The sequence below is a fragment of the Nocardiopsis protaetiae genome (genome assembly GCF_045446735.1).
Lineage (GTDB): Bacteria > Actinomycetota > Actinomycetes > Streptosporangiales > Streptosporangiaceae > Nocardiopsis > Nocardiopsis protaetiae.
Map to the genome: position 1 here is coordinate 1 of NZ_JBJJBV010000346.1, position 6,104 is coordinate 6,104.

At 75.3% G+C, this 6,104-nt stretch carries 6 protein-coding genes and 1 riboswitch; of the genes, 4 read left to right on the forward strand and 2 right to left on the reverse strand.

Features of this window, described 5'->3' with window-relative positions; genetic code table 11:
* Nucleotides 1–7: 7 nt before the first annotated feature.
* The gene (gene thiE / locus ACJOT3_RS31410) at nucleotides 8–673 is read right to left on the reverse strand and encodes a thiamine phosphate synthase (RefSeq protein ID WP_406976756.1); all 666 of its coding nucleotides are present in this window, start codon (nucleotides 671–673) and stop codon (nucleotides 8–10) included.
* A 76-nt stretch (nucleotides 674–749) separates the two neighbouring features.
* On the reverse strand, nucleotides 750–1,109 hold the full coding sequence (locus ACJOT3_RS31415; RefSeq protein ID WP_406976757.1) for an Rv2175c family DNA-binding protein: 360 nt from the start codon (nucleotides 1,107–1,109) through the stop codon (nucleotides 750–752).
* 101 nt (nucleotides 1,110–1,210) lie between these two features.
* A riboswitch (TPP riboswitch) is annotated at nucleotides 1,211–1,320 on the forward strand.
* A gap of 33 nt (nucleotides 1,321–1,353) precedes the next feature.
* Here ACJOT3_RS31415 and thiO point away from each other — a divergent pair.
* The 4 genes from thiO to pknB all read left to right on the forward strand — a co-directional run bounded on the left by thiO (nucleotide 1,354) and on the right by pknB (nucleotide 6,041).
* Complete coding sequence (gene thiO / locus ACJOT3_RS31420) at nucleotides 1,354–2,559, forward strand: glycine oxidase ThiO (RefSeq protein WP_406976760.1); 1,206 nt, start codon at nucleotides 1,354–1,356, stop codon at nucleotides 2,557–2,559.
* 5 nt (nucleotides 2,560–2,564) lie between these two features.
* The gene (gene thiS, locus ACJOT3_RS31425) at nucleotides 2,565–2,780 is read left to right on the forward strand and encodes a sulfur carrier protein ThiS (protein WP_406976761.1); all 216 of its coding nucleotides are present in this window, start codon (nucleotides 2,565–2,567) and stop codon (nucleotides 2,778–2,780) included.
* 2 nt (nucleotides 2,781–2,782) lie between these two features.
* Nucleotides 2,783–3,559, forward strand: coding sequence for a thiazole synthase (locus tag ACJOT3_RS31430; RefSeq protein ID WP_406976758.1), 777 nt, complete (start codon nucleotides 2,783–2,785; stop codon nucleotides 3,557–3,559).
* Nucleotides 3,560–4,082: 523 nt separating this feature from the next.
* Nucleotides 4,083–6,041: a Stk1 family PASTA domain-containing Ser/Thr kinase gene (gene pknB, locus ACJOT3_RS31435; protein ID WP_406976759.1), complete on the forward strand. Its 1,959-nt coding sequence runs from the start codon at nucleotides 4,083–4,085 to the stop codon at nucleotides 6,039–6,041.
* Nucleotides 6,042–6,104 lie beyond the last annotated feature (63 nt).

Sequence of the window (6,104 nt, forward strand, 5' to 3'; positions counted from 1 at the left end):
GGCGTTCTCAGGCCCGGCGCGCGGCGACGCGCTCGCGCAGCGCGGCGGCGGCCGCCGCCGGGTCCCCGGCCTCGGTGATGGCGCGCACGACCACGATCCGGCGGGCCCCGGCGTCCAGGACCCGGTCCACGCTGTCCAGGTCGATGCCGCCGATCGCGAACCAGGGCCGGTCGGTGTCCAGGGCGGCGGCCCGCTCCACCAGTCCGGTCCCGGCCGCCGGGCGGCCCGGCTTGGTGGGCGTGGCCCAGACCGGGCCCACGCAGAAGTAGTCGCTGCCCGGCTCCTCGGCGGAGGCCAGGGCGGCGTCGATGTCGTTGTTGGAGCGCCCGATCAGCGGGTCGGCCCCGACGATGTCCCGGGCCATGGGCACCGGCAGGTCGCGCTGCCCCAGGTGGAGCACGTCGGCGCGCACCGCGCGGGCGATGTCGGCGCGGTCGTTGACCGCGAGCAGGGCGCCGTGGCGTTCGCACGCCTCCCGCAGCACCTCCAGGGCGGCGAGCTCCTCGCGCGCCTCCAGGCCCTTGTCCCGGAGCTGGATGATGTCCACTCCCCCGGACAGTGCGGCGTCTGCGAACTCGGCGAGATCGCCGCGCTCGCGGCGGGCGTCGGTGCACAGGTACAGAAGGGATGCGTCCAGGCGCTTGCGCAGGCTGGTTCCGTGGCTGGTCCTCACGCTCCCCACCCTAGGCCCTGACCTCGGCGGGCCCAAGGGGGCGGGCGGCGCGGGCGCGCCCGCCCCGGGGACGGGGTCAGAAGGCCAGGCTCTGGGCGCGGCGGCGCACCTCGGTGCCCCGGTTCTCGCGCATCGCCTGGATCGGGGTGCCGGGCAGCGTGTCGTCCGGTGTGAAGAGCCAGCGCAGCGCCTCCTCCGTGGAGAAGCCCGCGTCGCCGAGCAGGACCAGGGTGCCGGGCAGCCCCTTGACGAGGTCGTCGCCGTCGATGAAGGCGGCCGGGATGGAGAGCTCGCCGCCGCGGACCACGCCCATGAGGCGGTTCTCGCGGATGAGCGTCTTGATGCGGTTCGGGCTCACGCCCAGAGGCGCGGCCGCCTCCTTGAGGGTCAGCCACGCGCCGACCAGGGAGTCGAGGTTGGAGTCGCTAGATGTCACCCCACCAATCTGCCACAGGCGCGGCCCGTCCGGACACCCTGCGCGCCGACGGCACCGGCTCGGACGCCCCGGTCCGGGGGCCGTAGTATGTGGGGCGAAGACCAACGTCCCGCGGGAGCCGGGTGGACCCGGCTGAGAGGGGGGCTGCCGCCCCCGACCGCACGAACCTGATCCGGATCATGCCGGCGAAGGGAGTGGAGGCACTATCGTGCGCACCTCGAACACCGAGCGGCGGCCCGACACGATTCGTCCTACGTCTGAGGATCCCGCGTCCGAGAGCCCGGGGGGCGGCCACGGCGTGGTCGTGGTCGGCGGCGGCCTGGCCGGCCGGGTCACCGCCTGGCGGGCGGCGCAGGCCGGGGCCCGCGTCACCCTGGTCGAGCCCGACCCCGTCACCGACCCGGCCGGCGCCCGGGCCGCGTCCACCGTCGCGGCGGGCATGCTCACCCCCGCCACCGAGGCGGTGTTCGGTGAGGAACCCCTCATGGAGTTCGCCCTGCGCTCGGCCGCCCTGTACCCGGGCTTCGTCGCCGAACTCGAAGAGGCGAGCGGGCTCGGCGTCGGCTACCGCACCACCGGAACGCTGCTGGTCGCCTTCGACGCCGACGACATGGCCGTCCTGGACCGCCTGCACGACCTGCGGAAGCGCCTGGGGGTGGCCACCGAGCGCCTGACCGGCCGCGAGTGCCGCCGCCTGGAGCCGATGCTGGCGCCCGCGGTCCGCGGCGGCGTGCTGGCCCCCGAGGACCACTCGGTGGACCCGCGCCTGCTGCTGCACGCCCTGGCGGCGGCCGGGGAGCGCGCCGGGGTGGCCGAGGTCCGCGCGCGGGTCACGGCCGTGCGCTCGCCCGGCGCCGGGGGCGCCCGGCTGGGCGCGGTCCTGGACGGCGGGCGGGAGGTGCCCGCCGACCAGGTCGTGATCGCCGCCGGGTGCTGGAGCGACCGCATCGACCTGCCCGAGCCCGTGGTGCCGCCGCTGCGCCCGGTCAAGGGGCAGCTGCTGCGCACCCGGGTGCCCGCCGGGGAACCTCCCCTGGTGGAGCGGACGGTGCGCGGCCTGGTCCGGGGCTTCCCCGTCTACCTGGTGCCGCGCGCCGACGGCGAGATCGTCATCGGCGCCACCCAGGAGGAGCTGGGCTACGACACCTCCCTCACCGTGGGCGGGCTGTGGCAGGTGCTCCGGGACGCCCGCGAGCTGGTGCCGGGGGTGACCGAGCTGGAGGTCACCGAGGCCTGCGTGGGCCTGCGCCCCGGCTCCCCCGACAACGAACCCCTGCTGGGCCCCACCCGGGTGCCCGGCCTGCACCTGGCCGGGGGGCACTTCCGGCACGGGGTGCTGCTGACCCCGGTCACCGGCGAGGTCATGGCCCGCGCCCTGACCACCGGGACCCTGCCCGAGTACGCGGAGCGGTTCGCCGCCGACCGCGCCGGCGAGACGACGTGGAAGTGAGAGTTGTGGAGCTGATCGTCAACGGCGACCGCCGCGAGGCCGCCGACACCGTCACGGTCGAGGAGATCGTGCGCGACCTGACCGCCGCCGACGGCGGCACGATCCCCGGCGGCATCGCCGTCGCCGTCAACGACGAGGTGGTGCGCCGCGCCGCCTGGGCCGGCACCCGGCTGGGCACGGGCGACCGCGTCGACGTCCTCACCGCCGTCCAGGGGGGCTGACCATGGCCGAGCACATCGACGACCCCCTGGTCATCGCCGGCGTCACCTTCGGATCCCGGCTCATCACCGGCACCGGCGGGGCGCCCTCGCTGGAGGTCCTGGAGGAGGCGCTGACCGCCTCCGGGACCGAGCTGACCACCGTGGCCATGCGCCGGGTCACCCCGGGCGCCCGCGGCTCGGTCTGGGACGTGCTGGACCGCAACAAGATCCGCCCGCTGCCCAACACCGCCGGCTGCTTCACGGCCGCCGACGCGGTGCGCACCGCCCGGCTGGGCCGGGAGGCGCTGGGCACCGACTGGGTGAAGCTGGAGGTCGTGGCGGACGAGCACACGCTGCTGCCCGACCCGGTGGAGCTGCTGGAGGCCGCCGAGCGGCTGGTGGACGAGGGGTTCACCGTGCTGCCCTACACCAACGACGACCCGGTGCTGGCCCGCCGCCTGGAGCAGGTGGGCTGCGCGGCGGTGATGCCGCTGGCCGCGCCGATCGGTTCGGGGCTGGGCATCCGCAACCCGCACAACCTGGAGCTGATCGTGGAGCAGGCCGGTGTCCCCGTGATCGTGGACGCCGGGATCGGCACCGCCAGCGACGCCGCCCTGGCCATGGAGCTGGGCTGCGACGCGGTGCTGCTGGCCAGCGCGGTGACCCGCGCCGAGGACCCGGTGCTCATGGCCCGGGCGATGCGCGACGCGGTCCGCGCCGGGCGCGCCGCCCGGCTGGCGGGGCGCATCCCGGTGCGGCGGCACGCCCGCGCCTCCTCCCCGGGGATCGACCGGGCGTGACCCGGGCCACCGGCCGGCCCCGCCGCCCTGGGGCGGCGGGGCCGGTCCGTACCGCGGGGGGAGACCTCGAACACGTGGGTACCGGGTCTCTTTCGTGATCATGTGAGTGATCCGGAACCGGAACCGCTCACCGTGCGACGAAGATACGGGGGACCACGGCCGCCGACCCGGCGGGCCGGCGCAGGCCGGACCGCGCGCGCCGCCCCGGCATCCCGCGGCGTTCGCACTGGTCAGAACGCCGAGCGCGGGGTGCCGGGGAGGCCGCCGGTGCGGCGGCACCACGGGGTTGCCCCCATCCCCTACCGTGAAGAGGGGTGCGCACCGCCCGGAACCGGGCACGGCGTACCCGAGGACGACCCAGGACCGCACACCCCACCCCCGTGGAACAGGGGCGGCGCGGCCGTGAACCGCGGGGCAGACCCGGGACGGGCTTCCGCTATCGTGTCGGTTCGACACCCGGTGTCGGGTACGCGCCACCGGCCGCGACAGCCCGCGCTCCCCGCAGCAAGGACATTACTCCGCCGTGGACATGACGACTTCCGACCCGCTCGTGGGCGCCACTCTGGACCAACGCTACTTCGTGGAGTCCAGGATCGCCGGAGGCGGGATGGCGACCGTCTACGTCGCCCATGATCTGAGGCTGGACCGTCGGCTGGCTCTGAAGGTGATGCACCCTTCGCTGGCCCAGGACCCCACCTTCGTCCAGCGCTTCATCAACGAGGCGCACTCGGTCGCCAAGCTCTCCCACCCCAACGTCGTCCAGGTCTTCGACCAGGGCGAGGACCGCGGGCACGTGTTCCTGGCGATGGAGTACGTCCCCGGGCGCACGCTGCGCGCGCTGCTCAAGGAGCGCGGCCGGCTGTCCGCCCGCGACGCCCTCCAGGTGATGGCCCCGGTGCTGGCCGCGCTGGGCGCCGCCCACCAGGCCGGCATGGTGCACCGCGACATCAAGCCCGAGAACGTGCTCATCACCGAGGACGGCCGGATCAAGGTCGCCGACTTCGGCCTGGCCCGCGCGGTGGAGCAGTCCACCCAGGGCCTGACCCGCACCGGCACCCTCATGGGCACCGCCGCCTACCTGGGGCCCGAGCAGATCGAGCGGGGCACCGCCGACGCCCGCACCGACGTGTACGCGTCCGGGATCATGCTCTACGAGCTGCTCACCGGCAGCCAGCCGCACACCGGTGAGACGCCCATCGCGATCGCCTACCAGCACGTCAACGAGGACGTCCCGCGTCCCTCGCACTTCCTGCCGGGCCTGCCGCCCGAGGTGGACGCGCTGGTCACCAAGGCCACCGAGCGCGACCCCCGCTACCGGCCGGGCAACGGCGGGCAGTTCCTCGCCAAGGTGCTGGAGGTGCTGCACCGGCTGCCGGAGACCCCGCAGGCCGGCGGCGGGCCGCTGCCCCCGGTCGCCCCGGCGGCAGCGGCGACGGCCGCCGTCACCGCCCCGCAGCTGATCGCGGGCGGGGCCGGGCCGGGCACCGAGAACGCCACCATGGTCGTGGAGATGGGCCCGGGCGCCCCCTACGACGATGACGACGGCTACGACGACGACTACCCCGAGGAGAGGCGCCCGGGCCGGCGCCGCGGGGCGCTGCTGGGCGCGGGCGCCGCGGCCCTGGCCCTGGCCGTGTTCGTCGCCGGGTGGTGGTTCCTCGCCGGCCGGTACGAGCAGGTCCCGGAGATCGTCGGCGCCGAGCAGGAGGCCGCCTGCGCCGCCGTGCGCGACGCGGGGCTCAAGTGCCAGGTGGCCGACGAGCGCGTCTACAGCGAGGAGGCGGCGGGCACCGTCGGCACGGTGGAGCCCGCGGTCGGCGAGCGGCTGCTCCCGGGCGAGGAGGTGACGCTCAGCCTGTCCAAGGGCCCGCAGGAGGTCGAGATGCCCGACTTCCAGGGCGAGGACATCTCCAACGCGCTCAAGGAGATGGAGGAGCTGGGCTTCGCGCCCGAGAGCCTGGAGCAGAAGGTCGTCGACGCCGAGGACGTCCCGCCCGGCCAGGTCATCTCCACGGACCCCAAGGCCGGGGAGATCGCGGACCGGGAGTCGACCGTCACCTTCGAGGTGAGCCGCGGCATCGACGTCCCGCCGGTGGCCGGACGGACGGCCGAGGACGCCCGGCAGGCCCTGGAGGCCCTGGGCCTGAAGGTGAACATCGTCGAGGTCGAGAGCGACAGCGTCGACAAGGGCCTGGTGATCAGCCAGAACCCCGACACCGGCGCCACCCTGAGCGCGGGCAGCGTGGTCGAGCTGACCGTCTCCACCGGCCCGCCGGGGATCGAGATCCCCGACGTCGTCGGGATGCGCGTCCGCGAGGCCCGGGAGGCGCTGGAGGAGGCCGGGTTCAAGGTCGAGGTGGAGCGCGTCCTGGGCGGCCGGATCGTGGCTGAGCAGTCGCACACCGGCAAGGCGCCCGAGGGCACGGAGATCACGATCACCGCGACGCCCTTCGCGTTCGAGGACGGGGACGACGACGACTGATCCCGCCGGTGGGCGGACGAGGAGGGGGCGGCCGCGAGGCCGCCCCCTCCGGCGTTCCGGCCG

What these genes read in the sequence shown, in the direction of transcription:
- ACJOT3_RS31430 (WP_406976758.1), top strand. Translation starts at nt 2,783, where the DNA reads ATGGCCGAGCACATCGACGACCCCCTGGTCATCGCCGGCGTCACCTTC.